Genomic DNA, 24,105 nt, shown 5'->3' with positions numbered 1-24,105 from the left:
TTATACGCGTGGCTTCAATCATTGCCGGAAACTCGCATCGATCCGGTCGACCCGCCGCACCAGCGCATCGAACACGTCCTGTCCGGCGCCGTGGCGCGGATCGAACTGCAGCGCGTCGCGCGAGCAGCGAATCGCGACCTCCTCCGGCACCGGCCGAGCGCGGCCCATCGAGAACGTCGCCACCTGGACTTCGCACGCGCGATTCAGCGTCCACAGAATCGCGAAGGTCTGCGGCAACGTCCGGCCCCACGATAGCAGACCGTGGTTGCGCAGGATCACCGCCTGTCTGTCGCCGATATGCGCGAGCAGCCGCGGCCCCTCTTCCGCATGAATCGTGATGCCTTCAAAGTCGTGATACGCGATCCGGTCGTGCAACTGCGCGCTATAGAAGTTGGTCTGCTGCAGGCCCTCTTCGAGGCAGGCGACCGCGACGCCCGCCGTCGTATGCGTATGCATCACACAGTGCGCGTCGGGCAAGCCCTCGTGAAGCGCCGCATGCACCACGAAGCCAGCCGGATTCACCGGATACGGCGAGCCGTCGAGCACGCGCCCCTGCGCGTCGATCTTCACCAGATTGCTCGCGGTCACTTCGCTGTAGTGCAGCCCGAACGGATTGATCAGGAACTGGCGCTCCGGGCCGCTGACGCTTTCGGGCACGCGCAGCGTGATGTGGTTGTAGATCATCTCGGTCCAACCGAGCAGATCGAAAATCCGGTAGCACGCGGCAAGTTGCACGCGCGCCTGCCATTCGTCCGGATGGATCGCGGCCGATCTGGGCGGGCTCGCCGGTTGCGCTTCGAGGGTCGTGGCCATCGTCGGTGTCTCCAAAATTGTCGTTGTGACGGCGCGCCCGTGCGCGCCGCCCATCATATTCACGCGTGCCGCAACAGCGGCCCGAGCGCCGGAGCGCTTCAGGCGCCCGACACCACCGCCGCGATCGACGACGCGACATAGTCCGCGTTGCGCGCGTTCAGCCCGGCAACGCACATGCGGCCCGAGCGCAGCACGTACACCGCGTATTCGTTGCGCAGACGCTCGACCTGGCTTTCGGACAGGCCCGTGTACGTGAACATGCCGCGCTGCGCGATATAGCGCGCGCGCATCACTTCATCGACGCGTCCGTCGAGCCCGGCGTGAATCACCTTGCGCATCGCCAGAATGCGCTCGCGCATCGCGCCGAGCTCGGCTTCCCACGACGCGCGCAGCGTCGCATCGGCGAGCACGTTGGCGACGAGGCGCGCGCCGTGCGTCGGCGGATTGCTGTAGTTCGCGCGCACCGCCGACATCAGTTGGCCCGCCACGCGCGCCGCTTCGTCGGCGCTCTTGCAGACCACGCTCAACGCGCCGACGCGCTCGCCGTAAAGCGAGAAATTCTTCGAGAACGAGTTCGCGACGATCAGCGGCACGTTCGCGTCGGCGAGCAGGCGCACCGGCGCGGCGTCTTCTTCGAGGCCCGCGCCGAAACCCTGGTAGGCCATGTCGACGAACGCGATCAGCTTGCGGCGCTGCAAAACCGGCACCAGTTCCGCCCATTGCGACGGGCTCAGATCGACGCCCGTCGGGTTATGGCAGCACGCGTGCAGCAGCACGATGCTCTTTTCCGGCAGCGTGTCGATCGCGGCGAGCATGTCGGCAAAGCGCAGGCCGCCCGTTTGCGCGTCGTAGTACGGATAGGTGTTGACCGTGAGGCCCGCGCCTTCGAACACCACGCGATGGTTTTCCCAGCTCGGATCGCTGATCCACATTTGCGAGCCGGGGAAATAGCGCTTCAGGAAATCGGCGCCGACCTTCAGCGCGCCCGAGCCGCCGAGCGTTTGCAGCGTCGCGATCCGGCCTTCGGCGCGCGCCGCGCTGTGGGCGCCGAACACGAGCGCCTGCGCGGTGTCGCGATAGAGCGGCAGACCCGCCATCGGCAGATACGAGCGCGGGCCGATCGCGTCGAGCAGCGCGGTTTCGGCGCGGCGCACCGCGTCGATCACCGGCAGCTTGCCGGCGTCGTCGAAATAGATGCCGATGCTGAGGTTGACCTTGTTCGGCCGGGGGTCCAGCTGAAAGTCTTCGTTCAGGCTCAGAATCGGGTCGCCCGGATAGGCGGGAATATGGTCGAACATGACGGATCCTTGAAGACGGCCTTTGCAGGCCTGTTGTAGCGGTCGTCCGCGCGCCGCGGGACGACAGGGCAAACCTTGAGTCTAAGCGGGTTTACCGGGCCAAGTCGACCCGCACGAGTGTCGGTCGTCGACGCGCCGCGCACAATCATATCCGCAACCGGGCGGCCGGCATCGTGCGGGTCTGCGCGCCGCTCGTCATCGCGTCGACGGCGCTGGCCGCCGCGATCGCCGAATACGCGCGCGACAAACCGAAGGTGGTCGTGCGCGTCTGCGATAGCTCGTGATGAGGCGCATCGTCGATCCTGAAACGATTCGCGAGGTGTGCGAGTATCGGTCGACCGAGCGTGCGCTGCCGCCATCGGCCGACGGCTTCGCGGATTTCGTGATGCCGTGGTTGAAACGCTGGGATCGGGAGACGCAGGCCGAGGCGCGGGGTAAGCGGAGTTGAAGCGGACTCGAAGCGCGATGCGACGCGCGCTTCGGCGCGAGTTTCGACAGATGTGCAGCTAGGGCTGCATACACAGCGCGAACAGTTGCCGCTGATTTGAAATCCCGAGCCGCGCGTACGCGCGCTTCTGGTACGTGACGACGCTCGCCCGCTTCACGCCCATCTGCCCGGCGATCTCGGCCGCGCTCGCGCCATCGAGCGTGCCACGCAACACGTCGAGCTCGCGCGGCGTCAGCGTCGGACATAAGCGCCGCACGCGCGCGAGCATCGCCGCACCGGTGCCCTGCTGATGTTGCCCGTTCAGCGCGTATTGGCCTTTCGCCGCATGCGCGAACAGCGGCGCGACGCTTTCGATCCGCTCCAGTTCGCCCGGCGCGAACACGCCGTACGCGCGGTCGCGATACAGGTTGATCGACAGCCACACGCTATCCGCCGGCTGCACGAGCAACGACAGCCGGTCGGATACGTTCGGCTGCGCGTAGCAGGCCGCGCGGTACGCTTCGTTTTCGATTTCGTCGCCGCGCTGCTGATGCAGCACCAGCGCATCGCGCGAAGCGGTGCGCCGGCGGTGGCTCGATTGACCGATGACCGCGCGATTGCCGTCGAGCGCATAGAAATGCGCGGCGTAGCGTTCGGCGACGTCGCGCAGAAAATGCCCGCCGCGATGGTCGGCCGCCGACACCGTACGGGGCCGCGCGTCGAACTCATACGCGAAGATCGTGCACTGCGAGACGGGCAGCGACAACGATTCGCCAACCGTCAGCAGAATGCTCGCGGCGAGCGCGTCGGCATCCGGGTGGGAGATCGCCATGACGAGATCGGTGGCGCGCGCGGTGCTGATCTGACCGCTGCGCTGCGGTGATGCGAGGCGCCAGGAACGCATGATGGGGATTCGTGCTTGCGCTGCGTGAATTGGGTTGCGGCAAGCGTAGCACAGCGGGCACGCGGTGGCCCACCGGCGTGATCGCCGGCCTGGCGATGCTTTATCGCCGGGTCAACGACCCCCGCTGCAACGCGACCGTCCTCGGCAATTCGATCGTAAAGGTCGTGCCGGACTCGTCCGTGGATACGACGCTGACGCCGCCGCCATGCATGCGCGCGATCTGCTGCACGATATGCAGACCGAGCCCGAGCCCTTCGCGCGAGCGCGCGCCGTTGCCGTTCGACACGAACGCCTTGAACAGATGCGGAAACACCTCCGCCGGAATCGTGCCGCGATTGGACACCTTCAGGCGCACGCAATCCTCGGCGTCGCCATCGACCTCCACGCCGATATCGCCCTCCGGCGCCCCATGATGCAGCGCGTTGCTGACGAGATTCGACACCGCCTGCCAAACGAGATCGGTATCCCACGCGCCGGCCGTATTGCCGGTGCAGGTGAACACGATCTGCTTGCCGCTCTCCTGCGATGCGAATTCGTCGATGACCGAGCGGCACAGCGTCGCGAGCTCGATCGAGCGCGGCTGCAACGGCAGACGTCCGCCTTGCAGGCGCGCGAGGTTCAGCAGTTGATCGACCATCCGCGCCATGCGCAGGGCGCTGTTCTTCACGCGCGCGGCGACGGTTGCGGCCTGCTCGTCGGCGGCCGTGCGCATCAGGTATTCCGCCGACGCCAGCACCGCGCCGAGCGGCGTGCGCAGATCATGGCTGAGCACCGCCATCAGCATTTCGTTCGCTTCGAGCATCTGGCGCGTCGTCACCAGTTGCGCGGCGAGCTCGCGCTTCTGCTGCTCCAGCTGCACGAACACGTCGACCTTCGACTGCAGGATGCGCGGATCGAACGGCTTGTACAGAAAGTCGACCGCGCCCGCCTCATAGCCACGGAACGTGCGCGACGCGTCCTGCGCGGTCGCGCTCAGGAAGATGATCGGCACCTGCGACGTGCGCGGGCTGCCGCGCATCAGCGCGGCCAGCTCGAAGCCGTTCATGCCGGGCATATTGACGTCGAGAATCGCCAGCGCGACTTCGTGCTTGAGCAGCAGATCGAGCGCGGCGGTGCCGCAGTCGGCGACCAGCACCGCGACGTCGGGCCGCGCGAGCAACGCTTGCAGCGCGGTGATGTTGTGGACGATGTCGTCGACGATCAGGATGTTCACAGGTGAGTTCGTCATGGCACCGGATCAGAGGGAAGTCGGCAGCGCGGCAAGGCGCTTCGCCAAGGTTGCGGGATTGTAGATCGCGTCGGCCGCGCCGCGCTCGATCGCCGCGCGCGGCATCTCCGGTGCACCGGCGCTGCCGGGATCCTGCACCCACGCGGTGCCGCCGAGCGCGCGCACGCGTTCGAGCCCGTGCGCGCCGTCGTCGTTGGCGCCGGACAGCAGGATCGCAAGCAGCCGATCGCCGTACACCGCGGCGGCCGATTCGAACAGCACGTCGATCGACGGCCGCGAGAAGCGCACCGCCGCGGCGGTCGACAGCGCGACCGTGCGGTCCACTTCGACGAGCATGTGATAACCGGCCGGCGCGACGTACACGCGGCCCGGCAGAATCAGCTCCCCCGCATCGGGTTCGAGCACCGGCAGCGCGCAGCGATGCGCGATCGCCGGCACCAGATAGCTCGGCGAATCGGGCGGCAGATGCGCGACGATCATCACGGCTGCCGCGAAGCGCGCGGGCAGCGCGGCGAGCAGCACCTTGAGCACCTCGATGCCGCCCGCCGACCCGCCGATCACGACCAGTTGATAGCCGCGGCGCGCGTGCGTCCGCGCGGCGCTGGCGTCGGCGGCCTGGGTGGGCGGGGGTTCACTGGTCGAGCGTGGCATCGCGACCTCGCTAACGCTTCTGATAAATGCGTTCGGCCGCGCGAAACTCGTCGAACGCCGGGTAGTGACGTGAAAACCGCAGGGTTTCCTTGCTGCCCAGGCCGAGAAAGCCGCGCCGCACCAGTGCGTTCTCGAACAGCCCCAACGCGCGATCCTGCAAGCCGCGATCGAAATAGATCAGCACGTTGCGGCACGACACCAGATGCGCTTCGAGGAACACTTCGTCGGTGGACAGGCTGTGATCGGCGAACACCACGCGCTCTTTGAGCGAGCCGGCAAAGCGCGCGCCGCCATATGCTGCATGATAGTAGTCCGACAGCGAACGCGTGCCGCCCGCCGCCAGATAGTTCTGCGTGAAGCCCTGGATGCGTTCGAGCGCGTAGATGCCCGCCTCCGCGCGCGCGAGCGCGTCGGGGTTGATGTCGGTCGCGTAGAACAGCGCGCGCTCGGTGAGACCCTCCTCGTCGAACAGGATCTTCAGCGACCACAGCTCTTCGCCGGTGCTGCATCCGGCGACCCACACCTTGATCGACGGGTAGGTGCGCAAACGCGGCAGCACGTGCTCGCGCAGCGCGAGGAAATACGACGGATCGCGAAACATGTCGCTGACCTGCACGGTCAGGTAGCGGAACAGCCGCGAAAACTCGTAGCCGTCGCGCATGATGCGGTCCTGCAATTGCGACAGCGTCTCCACGTTGAATTCATCGAGCGCCTGCGTGAGGCGGCGGCGCAGCGACGACATCGCGTAGTGGCGAAAGTCGTGCTGATACTTCAGATAGATCGCCTCGAGCAGCAGCCGCAGCTCGATGTCGAAATCGCTGATGCGGTGCGGTACGTCAGATGCGGACGGTTTCATCGCATTGCTCGCTTGCGTGCCAACGCTCGCGCCGTCAGCGCTGCCGCAGCCACACGCGGCACAGCGCGACGAGCTTGTCGACGTCGATCGGTTTCGACACGTAGTCGTCGGCACCCGCTTCGAGGCAGCGCGCGCGATCGTTCGCCATCGCCTTCGCGGTCAGCGCGATGATCGGCAGATGCGCGAAGCGCGGATTGCGGCGAATCTCGCCCATCGCGGTCAGGCCGTCCATCTCGGGCATCATGATGTCCATCAGCACCAGATGCACTTCCGGCCCGTTCTCCAGTTCGTCGAGCGCCTCGCGGCCGTTGCGCGCGATCAGCAGTTTCGCGCCGAGCGGCTCCAGCACGTGCGACAGCGCGAAGATGTTGCGCACGTCGTCTTCGGCGAGCAGGATCGTGCGGCCCTCGAACGCATTGTCGCGTTGCCGCACGGTGCGCAGCATGCGCTGCTGCTCCGGCGCGAGCGACGACTCGACGCTATGCAGAAACAGCGTGACTTCATCGAGCAGACGCTCCGGCGATTTCGCGCCCTTGATGATGATCGACTTCGAGTAGCGGCGCAGCCGGTGCTCCTCTTCGCCGGACAGCATGCGGCCCGTGTAGACGATCACCGGCAGCGATGCATGCGCGCTGTTGGCGGCGAGGCGTTCGAGCAGATCGTAGCCGGTGCCGTCCGGCAGCGCGAGATCGGCGACGACGCAGTCGAACGTCAGCGCCGACAGTTGCTCGAACGCCTCGGCGAGCGTCGCGACCGCGACGATCTCGGTGTTCTCGCTTTGCAGCAGCGCGCGGATGCTTTCGCGCATCGGCGCGTCGTCCTCGATCACCAGCACGCGCTTCAGGCGCTGTTGCAGCCGCGCTTCGAGGCGGCGGATCGCGGCCTCCATCGTCGAGCGCGCGGTCGGCTTCAGCGTGTAGCCGATCGCGCCGAGATGCAGCGCCTTGTCGGCGTGATCGGTGGCCGACACGATATGGATCGGAATATGGCGAGTCAGCGGATCGTTCTTCAGCCATTCGAGCACCGTGAGGCCCGAGCGGTCCGGCAGACCGACGTCGAGCAGCACCGCGGCCGGCCGCATGTCGCGCACCAGCGCGAGGCCGCTCGCGGCATCGCTCGCGTGCACGAAGTCGAAGTCGAGTTCGTGCACGAGATCGCGCAGAATCGCGGCGAACGGCGGATCGTCTTCGACCGCGACGATCAGACGGCCCGCGCGGGTGCGATGGTCGCGATCGTCGGCTATCGACGCGGCGGCGGGCTCGGCGGCGCCGGACAGCAAGGCTTCGCGCGACGCGGTGGGCGGTGCCCGGCCTGCCAGACCATTCGCTGGCGGGATCACCGCGGCGGGTGCGGTGTCGAGCGGCAGCCACAGCGAAAACACGCTGCCCTTGCCGACTTCGCTCGCCACCGTGATGCGCCCGCCCAGCAGCCGCGAGAACTCGCGCGAAATCGATAGCCCGAGGCCGCTGCCCCCATATTGACGGCTCGTCGAGCCATCGGCCTGCTGGAACGCCTCGAAGATCAGGTCGAGCTTGTCGGCCGGAATACCGATGCCCGAATCGCGCACGTCGAAGCGCAGCACGTTGTCCTCGACCCTGGCGACCTCGAGCGTGACCTCGCCGCGCTCGGTGAACTTCACCGCGTTCGACAGCAGGTTGCGCAGGATCTGCGTGAGCCGCTGGCCGTCGGTGACGAACGTATCGGGCGTGCCCGGCAACTTGTCGAAGGCGAGACGCAAGTGCCTGGTCGCCGCGATCGGACGAACCATTTCTTCGAGCGATTGCAGCGTCGCCTCGATCGACACCGTTTCGTGCTCGACCGTCAATTGACCCGCCTCGACCTTCGACAGGTCGAGAATGTCGTTGATCAGCACGAGCAGATCGCTGTTCGACGCGTGGATCGTCTCCGCGTAGCGCACCTGCTCGTCGGTCAGATTGCCGCTGCGATTCTGCTGCAGCAGCTTCGCGAGAATCAGCGAGCTGTTCAGCGGCGTGCGCAATTCGTGCGACATGTTCGCGAGGAACTCGGACTTGTAGCGGCTCGACTGTTCGAGGCGCTCCGCATTGGCCGCCAGATCGTTCTGCACGCGCAGCAGATCCGATTTTTGCCGCTCCAGCCGCAGCGCGTATTCCTCGAGCCGCACGTTGGTCTGTTCGAGCTCGGCCTGCTGCGCTTCGAGGCGCCGTTGCGATTCCAACAGCGCGCGGCCGCGTTCCTCGAGCCCTTCGTTGGAGACCCGCAACTCCTCCTGCTGGACCTGCAACTCCTCGTTCAGCTGCTGCGTCTCGGCGAGCGCATCCTGCAGGCGTTCGCGATACAGCGCCGCCTCGAGAAAATTGCCCATGCTGTGGCGGATCAGCTCCATGAACTCTTCGTCGCGCGGCGTCACCTCGCGCAGGAAGCCCATTTCGACGACGCCGTTGACCTGGCCGTCGTTGTCGATCGGCAGGATCAGCAGATTGCGCGGCGCGCCGCTGCCCGTCGCCGACACGACCCGCACGTAATCGGCCGGCACGTCGCGCAGCACCAGCGTGCGGCGCGAGCGCGCGGCCTGGCCGACCAGCGTTTCACCCTCCTCGAAACTCGGAGCGGCCGTCTGCTCGCTGTCACGGCTATAGCCGTACGCGGCGATGCGGCGCAGCGTGCCGCTCTGCCTGTCGCGCACGTACAGCGCGGCGACGAGCGCATCGAGATATTGGGCGAGAAACTCGAGCATCGCGCGGCCGACGAGCGGCGCGCTCGTCTGCCCGACGACCTTGTCCGCGAGCAGGCGCTGGCCCGAGCGCAACCAGACCTGCTGCTCGAGCAGCGCGGTCTGTTCGCCCTGGCGGCGCAGCACGTCGTCGTAGGTCTCGGACAGGTCCAGCAGTTCGCGACGGCCTCGCCATGCGAGCAGGCCGCTGACGACGAGGCTGAACAGCAGGAACACGCCGACCAGCGTCGCCGTCACGTTGCGCGTCGCTTCGACGCGCTGCTGGCGCAAGCGCAATTCGACGTCGAGAAAATCGCCGAATTCGCGGCGCATTTCGTCGAATTCGAGCTTGCCGCGCCCCGCTGCGATCGTGCTCTCATAGTCCTGGTTGCGGCGGCGCGCGTCGATGATCTGTTCGGCGAAGCGGCTCCAACGCTCCTGCAAGACCTCGATCTGCTTGAGCCGCTCGATTTGCGGCGGGTTGTCGGCGACCTGCTTTTTCAACGCTTCGAGCTGTGCCTTGAATTTCGGGCCGCCGTTTTCATACGGCGCGAGGAAACTCTCGTTACCGGTGATCAGAAAGCCGCGCATCGACGATTCGCGATCCACCGCGAGCCGCAGCAATTCGTTGGCGTCGCCGATCACGCGCCCGGAGTGCTCGGCCCAGTTCATCGTCGACACGAGATACGCGATCAAGCCGATGAACAGCACCATCGTGACGAGGCCGACGCCCAAAGGCAGCGCGATATTGCGGCGAAGGATGCGGCGGAAACGGAGTTGATCGACGGCCTGCGATGCGGTCATTTTTTCTGTAAGTGGCATGGCGAATCGGGTCGATGCGGAATATCTTTCGTGTCTGCGCACGGTGTCCAGTGCCGCGACGCGACCGCTGTCATCATACAAGGACGACCCGCACGCGCGCGACGCGGAATGCCCAAAAGAACCTGGCCGGCTAACACCGGCCAGCCTCCTGCATCGACGCGCATCGACGCGCCGCGTTTCAGCTACGCTCAGCACCGTTCAGCGGCTAACGCGGCAGCGCATCAGCGCAACCGGCTCGGCCCGCTCAGGCCGGCACCGATTCCGCCTGCGCCGCGCGCGACCATACGCGATGCTGTCCGGCGGCCTTGATGAACGCCTTCAACACATCGGCAGACTGCGAGTCCTCGCCGGTCGCCACGCCGTCCGGCTGCGCGGGCAACTGCGCGGCCGCGAGCAGGTCGCGCCCCGCGCCGAGCGCCGCGATCGCCTTCAGATGCTTGAACGCTTCGAGCACGAAGTGCCGCGCATCGCCCGATTGCGACAGTGCCTTCGCCCCCTTCTCGCCGCCGACCACGATCACCGCGTCGAACATCACCGATGGCAGCCCGGCGATGGTCGCGTCGGGCGCGAGGCCATCGATCTCGGCGAGCGTCGGCGCGATCAGCATCGGCGTTGCGCCTTCATCCGTGAGCGCCTGCTGCAACTGTTTGATCGCCGCGCCATCGGAGCCGGGTGCGGCGAGCAGCGCGATCTTGCGGGTCTTGATGCCGGGCTTCACGCGATTGAGCAGACTCAACGCCGGCGAAGTCTTCGGCCCGACGAGTTTCGCCGTGCCCTTTTTCGGCGCCGGCAAGCCGAGTCCTTCGGCGACCTTCGCGGCGAGATCGGCGTCGAAGTTCGCCAGAATCTCGTTGACCTGACGCGCGCGAATCTCGGGCTTCGTCACCTTGCCGAGCTCGAACTGATAGGCCGCCGCGATATGGTCTTTTTCCGGCTGCGACATGCTGTTGTAGAACAACGCGGCCTGCGAGAAATGATCGGCGAACGAGTCGCTGCGCACGCGAATCTTCGTGCCCTCGACGTGTTCGTGATGGCTGTCGAAGCCGCCATCTTCAGCGGCCGGATCGGTTTCCTTCGGCCAGCCGTCGTTCAGCGAGTTCGGCTCGTACGACGCCTGGCCGACATGGATCGCCTGCCGATGCATCGCATCGCGCTGATTGTTGACGGATGGACAGACCGGCCGGTTGATCGGAATCTCGTGAAAGTTCGGGCCACCGAGGCGGCTGATCTGAGTGTCCGTATACGAGAACAAACGCCCCTGCAGCAACGGATCGTTGGTGAAATCGATGCCCGGCACGATATGCCCCGGATGGAACGCGGCCTGTTCGGTCTCGGCGAAGAAGTTGTCCGGATTGCGATTGAGCGTCATCTTGCCGATGATTTTCACCGGCACCAGCTCTTCCGGAATCAGCTTGGTCGGATCGAGCAGGTCGAAATCGAACTTGTGCTCGTCGGCTTCCTCGACGATCTGCACGCCCAGTTCGTACTCCGGATAATCGCCGCGCTCGATCGCTTCCCATAGGTCGCGGCGGTGAAAGTCCGGGTCCTTGCCCGCGAGCTTCTGCGCTTCGTCCCACAGCAGCGAATACGAGCCGAGCACGGGACGCCAGTGGAACTTGACGAAACGAGCTTTGCCCTGCGCATTGACGAAGCGGAACGTGTGAACGCCGAAGCCTTCCATCGTCCGAAAGCTGCGCGGAATCGCGCGGTCCGACATCGTCCACAGCACCATGTGCGCCGATTCGGGCACGAGCGAGACGAAGTCCCAGAACGTGTCGTGCGCGGACCCGCCGGTCGGCATTTCGTTCGGTGCTTCCGGTTTCACCGCGTGCACGAAGTCAGGAAACTTGATCGCGTCCTGGATGAAGAACACCGGCATGTTGTTGCCCACCAGATCGAAATTGCCTTCCTGCGTGTAGAACTTCGTCGCGAAGCCGCGCACGTCGCGCACGGTGTCGGCAGAGCCGCGCGGACCTTGCACGGTCGAGAAACGCACATAGACCGGCGTTTCGGCGGCCGGGTCCTGCAAAAACGCGGCCTTGGTGTACTCGCGCATCGATTCGTAGACCTTGAAGACACCATGCGCGGCCGAGCCACGCGCGTGCACGATCCGTTCGGGAATACGCTCGTGGTCGAAGTGCGTGATCTTTTCACGCATGATGAAATCTTCCAGCAGCGATGGACCGCGCGGTCCCGCCCGCAACGTGTTCTGGTTGTCGGCGATCTTGACGCCCTGATTGGTCCTCAGGGCCTCGCCTTGCGGCTTCACGCGATTGCGTTCGAGATCGTTCGATTTCGCGTCGTTCGACTGCGCGGCCCCGTTTGCCTGGGCCGCGGCCTTCTGGGTTTTCGCTTTACCTGCCATGGGGATCGACTCCTTGTGTTCGGGCGCGCGGCGACGGAGGCGTCGCGGCGCGCGATCACAGAGTCAGCAAGGGCTATTCCCACCAAGTCACGGCGCATTGGCTGCGCGGCGGCGTTGCGTCAGAACCGGTAGTTGATCGACACGTCGGCGACGCCGGTCGCGCGGCTGCGCGTGATCGGACTGTTGCCCGCGCTGCCGACGAGCTGCTCGAACGCGCCGTCGGCGGTCGCGAACCAGTGCTTGCTGAACAGCCAGATCGCGCTGACGCCGAAACCCACCGACTTGAAGCCCGCGCTCGCGTGGTACTGCGGATACTGCGAGTGCGCGGCCTGCTCCTGATTGACGCCGAACCAGCTGTTCATGTAATTGGAGTCCGCGAGCACCACGTTCGGGCCGGCGAACCAGAAGAACTGCCTGGTGCTGCCGGGCATCGGCATATAGGCGCCGAGATCGCCGATCCAGCCGTTCGATCCGCCGAAATAGCGGCGGATATCGGCGCGCAGGACGAGCGGAAAATCCTTCGACACGACGTACTCGCCCGAAAGCTTCAGACCGGGCGCCGGGTTGATGTTGCCGAGCCCGTTGAGTTCCTGCGGATCGTTCTGGCCGCGTCGCCCGAGGTCGTAGACCGCGGCGAGACTCATGCGCCAGTTCTCGCCCTGCGCGAAATTCACGCCGAAACCTTCGCCGCTCGACAGAAAGAACAGATCCTTGTAGCGCACGTCGATGCTCGGGCCGGCCACCAGGTGATAGCGGTCCGATCCTACGAAGCGCGGCTGGAACGATGTGGCCACGCCGAAGCGCAGTTGCCAGTCGGGAATGTTCGGCTGCCACATCTTCTGCAGCGGAACGCCCACCGAATATTGCCATTCGCCGAGCGGCGACGGCGTCTGCGCGAAGACCACACCCGGCACGCAGGCCATCGCGCCCAAGGTCGCGGCGACGAGCGAGCTCGCCGCGATGCCGGTTTGTTTATGGCGAGGCATGGCGCCCCGCTTCTTTCTACGGCTGTTGACCACCGGAAGCCTCCAATTTCGCTCGTCGCGATGAGGTTAGGTTTTCGCCCGGGGTCCAGCGCGGACCCAAAAACGCGGACGACCGCCGCGCTGTTACTTACGGCGTGTAATTTTTCCAATCGATGAAGCGGGCAGCGCGATGTGCACGAGGCGCGGCGAGCCCGCATGACCCACGCGCTAGCGTGGTGGCCACTGCGCATAGTCCTTGCGCGCCGCGGTGACGCGGACAATGGCCAACGGAACATTGCTGCGCAAGATATGCGCCAACTCTGTGGAAGATTGATGACGAGCGCGACCCAAGGCGTAAGCCGAAGACGGTCCGGCGCTGCGGCGGCGCCGCTGGCGCCGCCGTTCGGAGGGGTTATTGCCCTGCTTCGACGAGCACCGGCTTGTCGCGATACAGGTTGGGGAACAGGCGTTTCAGGTTGGCGATTTTCGGCATGTCATTGAACACGATGTAGGCCGAATCGGGATGCAAGGTCAGATAGTTCTGGTGATACGACTCGGCCGGATAGAAGCCCTTGTACGGCTCCGTCTTCGTGACGATCGGCGCGGGGAACACGTGCGACTTGTCGAGCTGCGCAATGTAGCTTTGCGCGACACGCCGTTGCGCGTCGTTCAGCGGAAAGATCGCGGAGCGGTATTGCGTGCCGCTGTCGGGCCCCTGACGATTCAGCTCGGTCGGGTCCTGAACCACCGAGAAATACACCTGCAGCAACTGGCCGTAGGTGACCTTGCCAGGATCGAACGTGACCTGCACCGATTCGGCGTGCCCCGTCTCGCCGCCGCTGACGGTCTCGTACTGCGCGGTGTCGCGTGAGCCGCCCGAGTAGCCGGACACCGCCCGTGTGACACCGCGCACATGCTGGAACACCCCCTGGACGCCCCAGAAGCAGCCACCCGCGAACACCGCGGTTTCCTCGTGCGCGGTGCTGGCCGGGATCGGTTCGTCGAGCGCGGGCGGCGCGATCACGACCGCGTTCTCCGCCGCGAACCCGACGCGCTGCGCGAGCGGCAACGCGAGCGCGGCCGCGCCTAGCAGCAACGACAACACGGCCGCGCGTGTGCGTTTCGAGCTGCCGCCGAACGATGTAAGGAATTGCGGTCTGTTGCGAGTCATGATGGTCGCTCCGGAAAAGTGCCGGCGCCCGCCCGCGTTGGCACGGTGCTGCCACGGCCGCATGCGGGTGTGCCGAAGCTTGGTCGCGCGGGCGCGGCGTTTATGACAGCATGCGCGCTTTCGCGGCCGGCGGCGCGGCCGCGCGGCTCACAGCGGAAATTTCGTGGTCGACAGGATTTCCTTCAGCACCATGAATGAGCGGATCTGCCGTACGCCCGGCAGGTACAGCAACTGCTCGGCGTGGAGTCGATTGAAGCTGTCGCTGTCGCGCGTGCGGATCACCATGAAATAGTCGAACTCGCCGGTCACCACGTGGCACTCCATGCAGCCGGCCACTTTCTGCGCGGCCTTCTCGAACTCGGCGAACGACTCGGGCGTCGAGCGATCCAGTACCACGCCGATGATCACGAGCATGCCCGCGCCGGCCGCCTTTGGATCGAGCAGCGCGACCACGCCGCGAATCAGCCCCGATTCCTTCAAGCGTTCGACGCGCCGCAAACACGCCGGCGCGCTCAGCTTCACTTTCGCGGCGAGCGCCACGTTCGAAATAGACGCGTCGGTTTGCAACTGCCGCAGGATCGCGCGATCGATGCGATCGAGCGGATGGTGAATCGCGCCGATGCCCGAAGGTGGCGCTCCAGCACGAACTTTCGTTGCGCTCATTGCCATATGTACGAAGTTTTATTAGGAGGTGGACATTCTTTGATTTCGAAAAATACGTCTAAGCGATTTTTTTCGCAAGCTCATTTCTGGCGGTTTTTCCTAACATGTACTCACGGAAATCACCCCACCACGGAGCCGCGATGAACCTGCAACGATTCCCCCGCTACCCGCTCACCTTCGGACCGACGCCAATTCAACCGCTCAAGCGTCTGAGCGAGCATCTCGGCGGCAAGGTCGAACTGTATGCCAAGCGCGAGGACTGCAATAGCGGCCTCGCGTTCGGCGGCAACAAGACCCGCAAGCTCGAATATCTGATCCCCGACGCACTCGCGCAGGGCTGCGACACGCTCGTGTCGATCGGCGGCATCCAGTCGAACCAGACGCGCCAGGTCGCGGCGGTTGCCGCGCATCTCGGCCTGAAGTGCGTGCTCGTGCAGGAGAACTGGGTCAACTACTCGGATGCGGTGTATGACCGCGTCGGCAACATCCAGATGTCGCGCATGATGGGCGCCGACGTGCGGCTCGTGCCGGACGGCTTCGACATCGGCTTTCGCAAGAGCTGGGAAGACGCGCTCGACAGCGTGCGCGCGGCCGGCGGCAAGCCGTACGCGATTCCGGCCGGCTGCTCGGACCATCCGCTCGGCGGCCTCGGCTTCGTCGGCTTTGCCGAAGAGGTGCGTCAGCAGGAAGCCGAACTAGGCTTCAGGTTCGACTACGTCGTCGTGTGCTCGGTGACGGGCAGCACGCAGGCTGGCATGGTCGTCGGTTTCGCCGCCGACGGCCGCGTCGATCGGGTTATCGGCATCGACGCATCGGCGAAACCGGCGCAGACACGCGAGCAGATCACACGCATCGCGAAGCGGACCGCCGAGAGCGTCGAACTGGGCCGCGACATCACCGCGAAGGACATCGTGCTCGACGAGCGCTACGGCGGCCCGGAATACGGTCTGCCGAACGACGGCACGCTCGAGGCGATCCGTCTGTGCGCGCGGCTCGAAGGCATGCTGACCGATCCGGTGTACGAGGGAAAGTCGATGCACGGCATGATCGACAAGGTGCGTAACGGCGAATTTCCGGCCGGCTCGCGCGTACTTTATGCGCACCTGGGCGGCGTGCCGGCGTTGAGCGCGTATAGCTTTATCTTCCGCAACGGGTGAGGGTTTAGGGGATTAGCCGACGGGCGTCCGCGGTTCGGTCGCGAGCTTCTTCCTCAGATGCCTGCGCAGAAACTCGACGAATGCCCGGATCGTGACCGAGCTTTGCCGATGCTGCGGATACACGGCATAGACGCCCGTCGCCGACGGCAGGAACGCTTCGAGCACGGGCACGAGTTGTCCGCTTGCGAGCGCATCGGCGACGATGAAATCCGGCAGCCGAACGATTCCAAGTCCCGCGACGGCCGCATCGCGAATCAGATCGCCGTTATTGGCGCGTAACGGCCCGCGCACCTCGACGCTCTTCACCACGCCCTCGACGCTGAAGTCCCAGCTCACCGCGCCGCCGTGGCCGTACAGCAGACATTCGTGGTTCGCGAGATCGCCAGGCACGGCCGGGCTGCCACGCCGGCGCAGATAACCGGGGCTGCAGCACGCGACCATCTTCACATCGATCAGCTTTTGCGCGATCAGCGACGAATCCGCCAGCGTGCCGATACGGATCGCCATATCGAAGCCTTCGCCGACCACATCGACGGCGCGGTCGCTCAGTTCCATGTCGAAGCGCACGTCGCGATGCTCGCGCAGAAACGCCGCGACGAGCGGCGACAGATGCGTCATGCCGAACGACATCGGCGCGCTCACGCGTAGCAGCCCGCGCGGCCCGGCGCGGCGCAGCGACATGGCCTGCTCGGCGTCCTCGACCTCGCCGAGGATGCGCTTCGCGCGCTCGTAGAACTCCTGACCCAGATCGGTCACCGCCAGCTTGCGCGTGTTGCGGATCAGCAGTTGCACACCGAGCGCTTCCTCGAGCGCCATCACACGGCGGCTCACGAACTGTTTCGACAGCGACAGCCGGTTGGCCGCGGCGGTGAAATTGTGGGCGTCGACGGTCGCGACGAAGATGCGCATGTCATCGAGTTGCATCGTATTGTCCACTCCAATGCGACAGTGTTTCCGGCTTGATCATGATTATAGCCATCCGGATTGACCTACACTGTCGTTCATGGATCGCAGCCAAACATCTGGCCCGGATCGCACGACAAAACTCAAGGAGAAAGAGCATGCTCGAAATCAGACACGCCAACCAACGTGGCCGCGCGGAACACGGCTGGCTCAGCTCGCGTCATACGTTTTCGTTCGCGAACTATCACGATCCGAAGCAGAACGGCTTCTCCGACCTGCTCGTGATCAACGACGACCGTGTGGCGCCGGCGCAGGGCTTCGGCAAGCATCCGCATCGCGACATGGAGATCTTTTCGTACGTGCTCGAAGGCGCGCTCGAACACAAGGACACGATGGGCACGGGCTCGGTGATCGTGCCGGGCGACGTCCAGTTGATGAGCGCGGGCACCGGCGTGGCGCACAGCGAATACAACCATTCGAAGAGCGAGCCGGTGCACTTCCTGCAGATCTGGATCGCGCCGGCCCAGCAAGGCACGACGCCGCGCTATCAGCAACAGCACTTCGGCGCGGCCGACAAGCGCGGTGTGCTGCGGCTCGTGCTGTCGCCGGACGGTGCGAACGGTTCGCTGCAGTTGCAACAGGATGCGCGCGTGTATGCCGGTCTGTTCGACGGCGAGGAAACCGCGCGGCTCGAACTCGCGAAGGACCGCTATGCATATGTTCAGGTGGCGCGCGGCAGCGTCACGGTGAATGGCGTCGAGCTTGGCGAGGGTGACGGCGCGCGGGTGCGGGGTGAAGAAGCGCTGACGTTCACGCAGGGCCGCGATGCGGAAGTGCTCGTGTTCGACCTGCGTAATATCGAAACCTCGGCGTTGTGGGCATAAGCGCTCCGCTTGCGCCGCTATTGACTCAAACCTGAACGCGGCTCGCTGGACGACGATTTCCAGCGAGCTTCATCGCTCGACCCTATCGGGAAAAATCATGCGCTACACACTGTTCGAAAACCAGAAAGACGTCGTCGTTCTCGTCGCTCGAATCCTGCTGATGGTGCTGTTCGTGATGTTCGGCTGGTCGAAGCTGACCGGCTTTGCCGGCACCGTCGCTTATATGACGTCGATCGGCGCGCCCGTGCCGGCGTTCTCGGCTGTTATCGCGGTGGTGATGGAGCTTGTGGTGGGCGTCGCGCTGTTAGTGGGATTTTTCACGCGACCGCTGGCGCTGCTGCTTGCGGTGTATACGCTCGGCACCGCGATCATCGGCCATCACTACTGGAACATGACCGGCGCGATGCAGTACGACAATATGATTCATTTCTACAAGAACATCGGCATCATCGGCGGGTTGCTGCTGTTGTGCGTGACCGGCCCCGGCAAGTATTCGTTCGACCGGCGGTGATACCGATTCCCGTGCTTTAACGAAAAAGGCCCGCACGAATGCGGGCCTTGTTGCATGCGCAAACTGAAACGGCGGCCCGCGGGCCGCCGTTTGCCTCTCTGAGCTACCGAATCAAACCGCTGCTTCGGCTTCCGCTTCCGCTTCGCTGACCGCCGCGACTTCTTCGCTGTTGCGGATCAGGTGATCGAATGCGGACAGCGATGCCTTCGCGCCCTCGCCTACCGCGATCACGATCTGCTTGAATGGCACCGTGGTCACGTCGCCGGCGGCGAAGACGCCCGGCACCGACGTCGCGCCGCGCGCATCGACGACGATCTCGCCATGCTTCGACAGCTCGACCGTGCCCTTCAGCCATTCGGTGTTCGGCACGAGACCGATCTGCACGAACACGCCTTCGAGTTCGACCGTCTTCACTTCGCCCGAAGCGAGGTCCTTGTAGACCAGACCGTTGACCTTCTTGCCGTCGCCGGTGATTTCCGTGGTCTGCGCTTGCGTGAGGACCGTCACGTTCGGCAGGCTGCGCAGCTTGCGTTGCAGCACCTCGTCGGCACGCAGCGTCGCACCGAATTCGAGCAGCGTCACTTCGCGCACGAGACCCGCGAGGTCGATCGCCGCCTCGACGCCCGAGTTGCCGCCGCCGATCACCGCGACGCGCTTGCCCTTGAACAGCGGGCCATCGCAGTGCGGGCAGTACGCGACGCCATGATTGCGATACTCGCGCTCGCCCGGCACGTTGATTTCGCGCCAGCGCGCACCGGTCGCGAGGATGATCGTCTTCGCCTTCAGCACCGCGCCGTTGGCCAGACGTACTTCGATGATGCGCCCAGGAATCAGCGCTTCGGCGCGCTGCACGTCCATGATGTCGACGTCATAGGTCTTCACGTGCTGTTCGAGCGCGGTCGCGAACTTCGGTCCTTCGGTTTCGGTCACGGAGACGAAGTTCTCGATCGACAGCGTGTCGAGCACCTGGCCACCAAACCGCTCGGCCACGACACCGGTCGCAATGCCCTTGCGCGCCGAGTAGATCGCCGCCGCCGCGCCCGCCGGGCCGCCGCCGACGATCAGCGTGTCGAACACCGGCTTGTTCTCCAGTTGCTTCGCGGCGCGCGCACCGGCGTTGGTATCGAGCTTCGCGAGGATTTCCTTCACGCCGCTGCGGCCCTGGCCGAAGGTTTCGCCGTTCAGGAACATCGTCGGTACCGCCATGATCTGGCGCGCGTCGACTTCGTTCTGGAACAGCGCGCCGTCGATCGCGACGTGACGGATGCGCGGATTGATCAACGCCATCACGTTCAGCGCCTGCACGACTTCCGGGCAGTTCTGGCACGACAGCGAGAAATACGTTTCGAATTGATAGTCGCCGTCGAGGCTGCGGATCTGTTCGATCACCGCATCGTCGAGTTTGACCGGATGGCCGCCGACCTGCAGCAGTGCGAGGACGAGCGACGTGAATTCATGCCCCATCGGAATGCCGGCGAAACGGATGCCGGTTTCCTTGCCCGCTTCGCCAATCGAGAACGACGGCTTGCGTTCGTCGTCGCCGCGACGCTCGATCACCGTGACGCGCTCCGACAAGGTCGCGATGTCGTTCAGCAGGGCCAGCAGCTCCTGGGACTTCGCGCTGTCATCGATCGACGCGACGAGCTCGATAGGCCTGCTAACTTTTTCGAGGTACGACTTCAGTTGAGTCTTGAGATTGACGTCGAGCATGGCGTTGCGATTCCGTGACGAGGGGTGTGGGTGTCCCGGCGCCGCACGCATCCGGATAGGACGTGTTGGGCCCGGGGACGCGCGAAGCGCCGTATCAGGCGAGTCGCGCGGTGAAGCGCCGGGAAGATCCCGGCAGATGCAGACTGCGGGTGCAGCGTGAGCTGCGCGGACCTTAGATCTTGCCGATCAGGTCGAGCGACGGGGTCAGCGTTTGCGCGCCCGGCGTCCACTTGGCGGGGCACACTTCGCCCGGGTGCTTGGCGATGTACTGAGCAGCCTGAACCTTGCGCAGCAGTTCGCCAGCGTCACGGCCGATGCCGTTGTCGTGGATTTCGCACAGCTTGATCTCGCCTTCCGGGTTGATCACGAACGTGCCACGCAGCGCGAGGCCTTCTTCTTCGATCAGCACGTCGAAGTTGCGCGAGATAGCGAGTGTCGGGTCAGCCAGCATCGGGTACTTGATCTTGCGGATCGTATCCGACGTGTCGTGCCAGGCCTTGTGCGTGAAGTGCGTATCGGTCGACACGCTGTAGATTTCCACGCCCAGCTTCTTGAAATCTTCATAACGATCGGCCAGGTCACCGAGTTCGGTCGGGCACACGAACGTGAAGTCGGCCGGGTAGAACACGAAAACCGACCACTTGCCCTTCAGGCTTTCTTCAGTGACGGTCTGGAAATCGCCGTTGTGAAAAGCCTGTGCTTTGAACGGTTTGACTTGACTGTTGATGATCGGCATTTGCTAAATCCTCTCTTTGAGGGGGTTGGAAAGTGGAGCCAGTATGTCAGAGTGCGCTTAATAGGTAAAGCAGATTGTATTAATCAGTTCGATAGTTTAGCACTATTCATTTCGTCAGTCGAAACTATCGGACGATTTGCCGGGCGTTTCAGCCCTTCAGAAGCCGCCACAGCGTGGTTCTGCCGATGCCGAGCGCTCGGCTCGCGGCGGCGCGATTGCCGCCCGATTGTTCGAGAGCGCGCAGCGCAGCCTCACGGCTGGGGGTAGCGCGGGGCGCCGTACTGCCGGGCGCAGGGCCCGGAGGCGCCTGGGTGATCTGCTCGACCTCGACCGCGCTGATCCGGAAGAACTCGGGAAACACGGCCTGCCGGTCTGGCAAGGCGTCGGCAGTCAAGTTCCCGGACATCTCGTTGGTTGGCTCACCGATATAAATCGCCGCACGGGCCAGGAGATTTTCCAGTTCACGGACGTTACCGGGCCACGCGTAATCCGCAAAAAGCGGGGCGAGAAACACGAGCACCCGCTCGAGCCCGGCCGCCGACAAGCCGTACTGCAGCGCGCTGCGCTGCAGCAGGTGCCGCGCCAGCGGCGCGATGTCGGCACGGCGTTCGCGCAGCGGCGGCAATTTTATCTGAAGCAGATTTAATCTGAAATACAGGTCCGCGCGAAACGCGCCCTCCTCGACGAGCGCGTGCAGATCACGGTGCGTCGCAGCGATCACCCTCACGTCGACCGGCGTCGCGCGGCCCGCGCCGAGCTTCATCACCTCGCGCTCCTGCAGCACGCGCAATAGCCGGCTTTGCAGCGCGGCCGGCATTTCGCCGATCTCATCGAGAAAAATAGTGCCGGTGTGCGCGATTTCAAACAACCCCGGCTTGCCGCCGCGCCGCGCACCCGTGAACGCCCCTTCCTCGTGTCCGAACAGTTCGCTTTCGATCAGCCCCTCGGGCACCGCCGCGCAGTTGAACGCGACGAACGGATTGCCGCGCCGCCGGCTCGCGTTGTGGATGCCCTGTGCGACCAGTTCCTTGCCGGTGCCGCTTTCGCCACTCAGGAGCACGGTCGCGTCGTGCGCGGCGCCGGCGCGCGCGAGCCGGCGCACGCGCTCGAGCGCCGCCGAAGCGCCGATCAGATCGTCGAGCCGGTGCCGCGCGACCAGATGCCTCGGCCGCTGGCTGGTGCGCAGGGAACGGTCGATCCGCTGCGCAACGAGCGCGTCCTGCGCCGTCACGACGAAACCGGCGCGCGCGCCCTGCTCGACGATCGGCACACAGCCGACGATCAGTGCGCGGCCGCCGATCTGTTCGATGCGTTCGTCGACCGGCTGGTCGGCGGCGCGCGTCTCGCGCAGCAGCGGCGCGAGCGCGCGCGCGACTCGTGTGGGGGTGTCCTCGTCGTCGTTTGGGACCGCCTGCGCGGCGCCTAGACCGAGCAGTTCGAGCATTGCCGGGTTGACGGCTTCGAGCTGGGCGGCTTCGTCGAACGCGGCGACGCCGTCGCGCAGATGCGCGACGATCGTGTTCAGGCGCACCCGCTTCGATTCCTTCTGGCGGCTCACCCGCGCCAGTTCGACCGAGCGCTCGAACGCTTCCTCGACCGCGGCAAGCGAATACAGGAACACGCTTTCCATGCCGGCCTGCTGCGCCAGATCGCAGGCCATGCCAGCGCCGACCACCACGCGGCAGCCCTGCGCGGCGAGTTCATCGACTGCGAGCCGCACTTCGTCGATCGACCGATACGCGCGCTGCCGCAGATCGACGTTCAAGAGCGGGCTCAGGTCGGCCAGCTCCTGCGCGATTGCTTCGTGCAGCACGAGTCCGATGCGCGCCTGCGGCCATGTGGCGGTCGCGCGCGTGATCGCGCTCAACACGTCGAAGCCATTCACCTTGACCATTACCACCGGCACGCTGAGGTTCTCGCGCAGGTACGCGCCGTTCGAGCCGGCGGACAGTACGACGTCGACCGAACCTGCGTCCACGTAAGCCTGCAGCGCGGCGACGGCCGCGCCGTAGCCCTCCCGCACCGTGAAGAACTTCGCCCGGCCCGCGTAGCGCGGCGCCACCGTCTCGCAAAGCGACTGCAGTCGGCTGATACTGACGAGTGCGACACCGGGCCGCCCGGCATCGACGGCGGGGCCAGGATTCGCGACAAATGGGGTGAACGTGGACACGCGGCTCTCCTTGATTGAAACGTTCCTCGAAACGTTTCATGAAACGTTCCACCGATTGTGCCATGAACGTCCAGGCAGGAGTTCATATCGCGCAAAGCCTTGTTCCAGCGGCACGACCGGCGAACTGCCGTTCAATGGCACGCTTCCTGCAGAATGTCGGTCGCGTTCCCTTACCGATTTCCCTTCTGGAGACCTGCATCATGACCACCACTTCCGCCACCCGCCGCGCCGCGTTCCGCGCCAAAGTCAATCAGCGTCAGGGCCTGCTCGTGCCCGGCGCGTTCAACGCGATGAGCGCGCGCGTGATCGAGGACGCCGGTTTCGAGGCGGTCTACATCACCGGCGCGGGCGTCACCAACATGTCGCTCGGTCTACCCGACCTGGGCTTCATCGGCCTTGCCGAAGTCGCAGAGCACACCGCGCGCATCCGCGACGCGGTCGCGCTGCCGCTGATCGTCGATGCCGACACCGGCTTCGGCAACGCGCTGAACGTGCGCCAGACCGTGCGCGTGCTGGAGCGCAGCGGCGCCGACGTGATCCAGTTCGAAGATCAGGTGATGCCGAAAAAATGCGGCCACTTCTCGGGCAAGGAAGTCGTCGCGGCGAGCGAGATGGTCGGCAAGATCCGCGCGGCTGTCGACGCGCGCGAAGACGCGAACCTGCAGATCATGGCGCGCACCGACGCGGCCGCAGTCCACGGCATCGAGGACGCGATCGAGCGCGGTCATCGCTTCATCGAGGCGGGCGCCGACATCCTGTTCATCGAGGCGACCGAATCGCTCGCCGACATCGAGCGTCTGCCGGGGCTGTTCAATGTGCCGCAGCTGATCAACATCGTGATCGGCGGCAAGACGCCGGTGCAGTCGCGCGACGCGCTCGCGAAGCTCGGCTACGGCATCGTGCTGTACGCGAATGCGGCGCTGCAGGGCGCGGTGCTCGGCATGCAGCGCGCGCTCGGCACGCTGCAAAGCAGCGGCCGCCTCGACGAGGACGCAACGATCGTCGCGCCGTTCAGCGAGCGCCAGCGGCTCGTCAACAAGCCGCTGTATGACCGGCTGGACAAGGAGTACGCGGGGAAGGACTGACGCTCGGGCGGCGGCGCGGCGGTGCGACGCGCTGCATGCCTGCGCGATATGGAACCCTTTATTGCGTTAGGATTCAGGGCTGGCAATCAGGCAA

The 24,105-nt window shown here is 65.1% G+C and carries 19 protein-coding genes and 1 pseudogene; 5 read left to right on the top strand and 15 right to left on the bottom strand.

All coding sequences use genetic code 11. From position 1 onward, the window contains the following. Window positions 1-18 precede the first annotated feature (18 nt). Both OKW27_RS13985 and OKW27_RS13980 read right to left on the bottom strand, forming a co-directional pair. Window positions 19-813: a class II aldolase/adducin family protein gene (locus OKW27_RS13985; protein WP_429333827.1), complete on the bottom strand. Its 795-nt coding sequence runs from the start codon at window positions 811-813 to the stop codon at window positions 19-21. 98 nt (window positions 814-911) lie between these two features. Then, entirely contained in the window at window positions 912-2,111 is a 1,200-nt protein-coding gene (locus OKW27_RS13980; protein ID WP_429333826.1) for an aromatic amino acid transaminase, read from the bottom strand. Between the two features lie 98 nt (window positions 2,112-2,209). Here OKW27_RS13980 and OKW27_RS13975 point away from each other — a divergent pair. Next, window positions 2,210-2,559: pseudogene (locus OKW27_RS13975) on the top strand (hypothetical protein); the annotation flags it as partial. Window positions 2,560-2,617: 58 nt separating this feature from the next. On the opposite strand, the gene OKW27_RS13970 reads toward OKW27_RS13975, so the two are convergent. The 9 genes from OKW27_RS13970 to OKW27_RS13930 all read right to left on the bottom strand — a co-directional run bounded on the left by OKW27_RS13970 (window position 2,618) and on the right by OKW27_RS13930 (window position 14,855). After that, complete coding sequence (locus OKW27_RS13970) at window positions 2,618-3,442, bottom strand: helix-turn-helix transcriptional regulator (protein ID WP_429333825.1); 825 nt, start codon at window positions 3,440-3,442, stop codon at window positions 2,618-2,620. A gap of 100 nt (window positions 3,443-3,542) precedes the next feature. Beyond that, the gene (locus tag OKW27_RS13965) at window positions 3,543-4,670 is read right to left on the bottom strand and encodes a hybrid sensor histidine kinase/response regulator (RefSeq protein ID WP_429333824.1); all 1,128 of its coding nucleotides are present in this window, start codon (window positions 4,668-4,670) and stop codon (window positions 3,543-3,545) included. Window positions 4,671-4,679: 9 nt separating this feature from the next. Next, a complete protein-coding gene (locus tag OKW27_RS13960) occupies window positions 4,680-5,321 on the bottom strand; it encodes a chemotaxis protein CheB (protein WP_429333823.1) in 642 nt (213 codons plus the stop codon). Window positions 5,322-5,331: 10 nt separating this feature from the next. Beyond that, entirely contained in the window at window positions 5,332-6,177 is an 846-nt protein-coding gene (locus OKW27_RS13955; protein WP_429333822.1) for a CheR family methyltransferase, read from the bottom strand. 34 nt (window positions 6,178-6,211) lie between these two features. Further along, the gene (locus tag OKW27_RS13950) at window positions 6,212-9,673 is read right to left on the bottom strand and encodes a response regulator (RefSeq protein WP_429334594.1); all 3,462 of its coding nucleotides are present in this window, start codon (window positions 9,671-9,673) and stop codon (window positions 6,212-6,214) included. 262 nt (window positions 9,674-9,935) lie between these two features. Beyond that, window positions 9,936-12,056, bottom strand: a complete 2,121-nt coding sequence (gene katE, locus OKW27_RS13945; RefSeq protein WP_429333821.1) for a catalase HPII — start codon at window positions 12,054-12,056, stop codon at window positions 9,936-9,938. A 119-nt stretch (window positions 12,057-12,175) separates the two neighbouring features. Next, window positions 12,176-13,075 carry a MipA/OmpV family protein gene (locus tag OKW27_RS13940; protein WP_090809799.1) on the bottom strand — a complete coding sequence of 300 codons (900 nt, stop codon included), beginning with the start codon at window positions 13,073-13,075 and terminating at the stop codon, window positions 12,176-12,178. A 358-nt stretch (window positions 13,076-13,433) separates the two neighbouring features. After that, complete coding sequence (gene msrA / locus OKW27_RS13935) at window positions 13,434-14,192, bottom strand: peptide-methionine (S)-S-oxide reductase MsrA (RefSeq protein WP_429333820.1); 759 nt, start codon at window positions 14,190-14,192, stop codon at window positions 13,434-13,436. A gap of 147 nt (window positions 14,193-14,339) precedes the next feature. Continuing rightward, window positions 14,340-14,855 carry an Lrp/AsnC family transcriptional regulator gene (locus tag OKW27_RS13930; protein ID WP_026226668.1) on the bottom strand — a complete coding sequence of 172 codons (516 nt, stop codon included), beginning with the start codon at window positions 14,853-14,855 and terminating at the stop codon, window positions 14,340-14,342. Window positions 14,856-14,995: 140 nt separating this feature from the next. On the opposite strand from OKW27_RS13930, the gene OKW27_RS13925 reads away from it, so the two are divergent. Further along, on the top strand, window positions 14,996-16,012 hold the full coding sequence (locus OKW27_RS13925) for a 1-aminocyclopropane-1-carboxylate deaminase (protein WP_429333819.1): 1,017 nt from the start codon (window positions 14,996-14,998) through the stop codon (window positions 16,010-16,012). 12 nt (window positions 16,013-16,024) lie between these two features. On the opposite strand, the gene OKW27_RS13920 is transcribed toward OKW27_RS13925, so the two are convergent. Further along, entirely contained in the window at window positions 16,025-16,936 is a 912-nt protein-coding gene (locus tag OKW27_RS13920; RefSeq protein WP_090810514.1) for a LysR family transcriptional regulator, read from the bottom strand. A 137-nt stretch (window positions 16,937-17,073) separates the two neighbouring features. On the opposite strand from OKW27_RS13920, the gene OKW27_RS13915 reads away from it, so the two are divergent. Both OKW27_RS13915 and OKW27_RS13910 read left to right on the top strand, forming a co-directional pair. After that, complete coding sequence (locus OKW27_RS13915; RefSeq protein ID WP_429333818.1) at window positions 17,074-17,799, top strand: pirin family protein; 726 nt, start codon at window positions 17,074-17,076, stop codon at window positions 17,797-17,799. Window positions 17,800-17,896: 97 nt separating this feature from the next. Then, window positions 17,897-18,310 carry a DoxX family protein gene (locus OKW27_RS13910; protein WP_090809793.1) on the top strand — a complete coding sequence of 138 codons (414 nt, stop codon included), beginning with the start codon at window positions 17,897-17,899 and terminating at the stop codon, window positions 18,308-18,310. 111 nt (window positions 18,311-18,421) lie between these two features. Here OKW27_RS13910 and ahpF read toward each other — a convergent pair whose 3' ends face one another. From ahpF to prpR, 3 genes are all read right to left on the bottom strand, one after another. Beyond that, complete coding sequence (ahpF, locus tag OKW27_RS13905; protein ID WP_090809791.1) at window positions 18,422-20,020, bottom strand: alkyl hydroperoxide reductase subunit F; 1,599 nt, start codon at window positions 20,018-20,020, stop codon at window positions 18,422-18,424. A 172-nt stretch (window positions 20,021-20,192) separates the two neighbouring features. After that, window positions 20,193-20,756 carry an alkyl hydroperoxide reductase subunit C gene (gene ahpC, locus OKW27_RS13900; RefSeq protein WP_090809789.1) on the bottom strand — a complete coding sequence of 188 codons (564 nt, stop codon included), beginning with the start codon at window positions 20,754-20,756 and terminating at the stop codon, window positions 20,193-20,195. Between the two features lie 148 nt (window positions 20,757-20,904). Beyond that, window positions 20,905-22,926, bottom strand: coding sequence for a propionate catabolism operon regulatory protein PrpR (gene prpR, locus OKW27_RS13895; protein ID WP_429333817.1), 2,022 nt, complete (start codon window positions 22,924-22,926; stop codon window positions 20,905-20,907). Window positions 22,927-23,126: 200 nt separating this feature from the next. Between prpR and OKW27_RS13890 the strand changes: the two genes are divergently transcribed. Next, entirely contained in the window at window positions 23,127-24,011 is an 885-nt protein-coding gene (locus tag OKW27_RS13890; RefSeq protein WP_429290473.1) for an isocitrate lyase/PEP mutase family protein, read from the top strand. The last annotated feature ends 94 nt before the right edge of the window (window positions 24,012-24,105 follow it).

Source organism: Paraburkholderia sp. 35.1 (assembly GCF_050436525.1).
Classification (GTDB): Bacteria; Pseudomonadota; Gammaproteobacteria; order Burkholderiales; family Burkholderiaceae; genus Paraburkholderia; species Paraburkholderia tuberum.
Note: the sequence above shows the minus strand (reverse complement) of the source record. Positions and strands in the feature narration are given on the sequence as shown.